We start from the raw sequence: 3,656 nt of genomic DNA on the forward strand, positions 1-3,656 counted from the left end.
TTGTAATAAGCTTTTAAAACAGGCATTTGCAATCGCCAAATCTGGGTTAATATATGACGATACTTTCAGAAGTGTGTTGGTGAAAAATTAAGTGAATTTTACTTGTTTTTTACCACAGTACTTTGTTGTAAGTAGTTATTTTAATTCGTTATTAATTTTATTACAATAATAATCATATTCATTTTTTTGACTTTGAGGGTATTCGATTTTATATGTAATTAAAATATCTGTATTTTCATTATTTCCTAAATAATTAATTTTTTTTTGAAGTGTTTTTTGATAAAATATTTTTCCGTTTTCAATACCAGAAATCACGTAGTAATTTTCACGTTTATTGCTATAAGTAATATTTTTGTTCTTTTTATCTCTTTCAAAATTTGATTTTAAAGTTATAAAATCCTCTATTACTAAATTACCCCAAGATGATATTTTAGTTTTTCGGTCTTTAGAATAAAAACTTTGACCATCTCCATTTCCAGATTCTCCATTTGGTAAAAATCCTTTTGGATATTCTATACAAAAAGAAAAACGTTCGTTACAGTAATTATTATTCTTGTATGAAATATTGTTTTTTGATTCAGAATTCGGCTCTTCTTTGTTTAGAATTAAAGTACTTGTATCACTTAAAATTGAAAAACTTTTTTCTGTGTAAAATCCACGTATTTTATTTTCCTTATTATCGATTCCCTTAAAAAAAGTTGTTTTTGTTCCAATTAACTCCTTTTCATTTATTTCAGTTAAGAACAAAGTCAAATTTATACTATTAATTATTTTAACTTTTACTTTTCCTTTATTGTAGAAATAAACATATGATTTTGCTAATTTGTCAATTTTATTTCCATCTGTATCTTTATAATTTACTTTGTCATATTCTTTTACAAATTGAATTTCTTGAGAATAATTTTTCAAGCTTGTAAATAATATTATTACAAATAAAAGTTTTTTCATTTCAATTCTATTTTCGGTTTTTTTTGGTAATTACTTACAACGTTGTTGTGTTATGGAAAGTTGCGTTTTAAGTAAACGGCTATTTTCCGCAGGAAAATTGAAGTTTACAAAAATGCAACTGGCTTTGATTAAGCACCAATTTAGCAATTTTTTTTACACGGTGTTACCAAAAGTAGTTTTTTTATTTTTTCAATTTTCCTTATTATTTTCTGAATTCAGCGTTCGAGTGAAAATTCCGCCAATATCTTATTTCCATATTTTGCTCAATTCCGAAATTTTGGTTTTTCAGCGTTTGAGTATTTTCTCACGTGCTTAATTCCGACAATAATTTCAATTTATTTTTGATTCTCAGTAAATTATCAGCCTTTCTAAATTTTCGTTTTAGAGATAATTCCGCACAGATTTTACTCCGCATTTTGCTAAATTCCGCACTGCTCAGTTTTTAAATTTTATTTTTCAAAATTTTAAAAAATATAAACAAAATTCTTTCAGAATTTTCCAATCTTCAGAGAGTGTTCCGCAATTTTAAATTCCCTTTTTTTTAGTTTTTAAACGCTATTTTTAATTCAGGATTTGAGTGAGTGAGCTATTTTTGGTAACGTTGTTGTATATGGTTTGTTGCGTCTAAATTTGCGAGTATTTTCGGCAATAAACCAAAGATAATAAATATTAAACTAACTTTAAGTTAAGCGAAAAGCAGTAATAAAATATACACGTTGTTACCTAAAGTACGACTTAATAATATCAAAAGTTCATTGACATTACTAAACTCTTTATTTTTTTTTGAAGCGTGGGCAAAATTACTGACGTAGGAAGTAAAACATTATTTTAATTTCTTCTTTGCGTCTATAAATGTAGAATTATTTTCTTTTTTTAATGCAGTTATAAAATCTATTTTATCTAAAGTTTCTCTTTGCTCTTTAACTGTTTCCGACAAAATTTTAAAACGATGTTTTTTAGTTAAATTGTTTTTAATTAAAGTTGAATTTAAACTCTCGATATTACTCAATATAGCTAACTCGTTAATACTTGCCATATCTCTTATGTTTTCTCCGTTTAATACTCTTGTTGGGTTTAATTCCCTCCAATCTTTAGCAGTACAACCAAATAAAACAATATTTAAAAGGTCTGCTTCATCTGTGTATAAAATATATTCTTTAGCCTTGCTGTATTTCGCTTTTGGCACTATATATTTTTTTATAGCATTTGTTTGGACTTGATAATTAGCTTTACTTAAAATCCTTTTGACATTCCATTCTAAACCGTATTTATTAGATTCAATCTCTTTTAACCTTTGAAATTCTTTTATCAGTACAAGGTTAAACATTGGACTAATATATAGTCCAAAATTAAAAGCTATGTCTTTATGAGCATAAGTACCACCATATCTTCCTGAAGTTGCTTTTATTCCCTTTGCATTGGTTCTGTTAACCCATTGTTTAACAGACATATAAAATCTGTTTGTACCAGCTTCATTCATAATACCCCCGAATTCGGGGGAATTAAAATCTGAACTATTTAATTGCTCCCAAATGCCTAAAAATTCAATTGTGTTTTTATTAGTAAGCCATTTTTCAATTAGCTTACTTCCTTCTTCTTGGTTTGAAACCATATCAGTCAAACTAATATAATCTTGCTCATCAGAAGAACTAATATTTATGGTTGTTCCATCAACTACAATTTTGTTTCTTTTAGCCATTTGTTATTTTTATAAAATTTCTAATTATTATTCAAAGATAAATTAAATAATAGGATTTATTCTCTATAAAAAAATCAATTCAGTATATTTAATTTCGCAACAGTGATAAAAAAGAGGTGGCAAAAAAATAAAGATTATCAGTAAGAATGTTTCTTAAAATAACGTTTCCGAAGTATTTTAGGTAACGTTGTTGTGTTATGGAAAGTTGCGTTTTAAGTAAACGGCTATTTTCCGCAGGAAAATTGAAGTTTACAAAAATGCAACTGGCTTTGATTAAGCACCAATTTAGCAATTTTTTTTACACGGTGTTACCAAAAGTAGTTTTTTTATTTTTTCAATTTTCCTTATTATTTTCTGAATTCAGCGTTCGAGTGAAAATTCCACCAATATCTTATTTCCATATTTTGCTCAATTCCGAAATTTTGGTTTTTCAGCGTTTGAGTATTTTCTCACGTGCTTAATTCCGACAATAATTTCAATTTATTTTTGATTCTCAGTAAATTCTCAGCCTTTCTAAATTTTCGTTTTAGAGATAATTCCGCACAGATTTTACTCCGCATTTTGCTAAATTCCGCACTGCTCAGTTTTTAAATTTTATTTTTCAAAATTTTAAAAAATATAAACAAAATTCTTTCAGAATTTTCCAATCTTCAGAGAGTGTTCCGCAATTTTAAATTCCCTTTTTTTAGTTTTTAAACGCTATTTTTAATTCAGGGTTTGAGTGAGTGAGCTATTTTTGGTAACGTTGTTGTGTAATGAAAGTTGCGATTTTTGTGAACGGCTATTTTCCGGAGGAAAATTGAAGTTTGCAAAAATCGCAACTGCTTTTAGTTAAGCACTAATTTAGCAATTTTTTTTACACGGCTTAACTTAGCATTATACTAAATATGTTAACTTAAACAATATAAATTAGAAAGCACAAAAGAGGGGATTAAGGTTATTTTATACGCAGAGACTATAGATCTCGTCAACATTGAAAATCACCTCTCTTTTCTACACAGATTTCGTA

The 3,656-nt window shown here is 27.1% G+C and carries 2 protein-coding genes; both read right to left on the reverse strand.

All coding sequences use genetic code 11. The features are described 5' to 3' along the window. Positions 1 to 135: 135 nt before the first annotated feature. Complete coding sequence (locus ES045_RS16110) at positions 136 to 948, reverse strand: hypothetical protein (protein WP_147117297.1); 813 nt, start codon at positions 946 to 948, stop codon at positions 136 to 138. 823 nt (positions 949 to 1,771) lie between these two features. After that, entirely contained in the window at positions 1,772 to 2,647 is an 876-nt protein-coding gene (locus ES045_RS16115) for a KilA-N domain-containing protein (protein WP_147117298.1), read from the reverse strand. Between the last annotated feature and the right edge of the window lie 1,009 nt (positions 2,648 to 3,656).

Origin of the sequence: Polaribacter sp. IC073, assembly GCF_007997075.1 — a bacterium.
Taxonomy (GTDB): Bacteria; Bacteroidota; Bacteroidia; order Flavobacteriales; family Flavobacteriaceae; genus Polaribacter.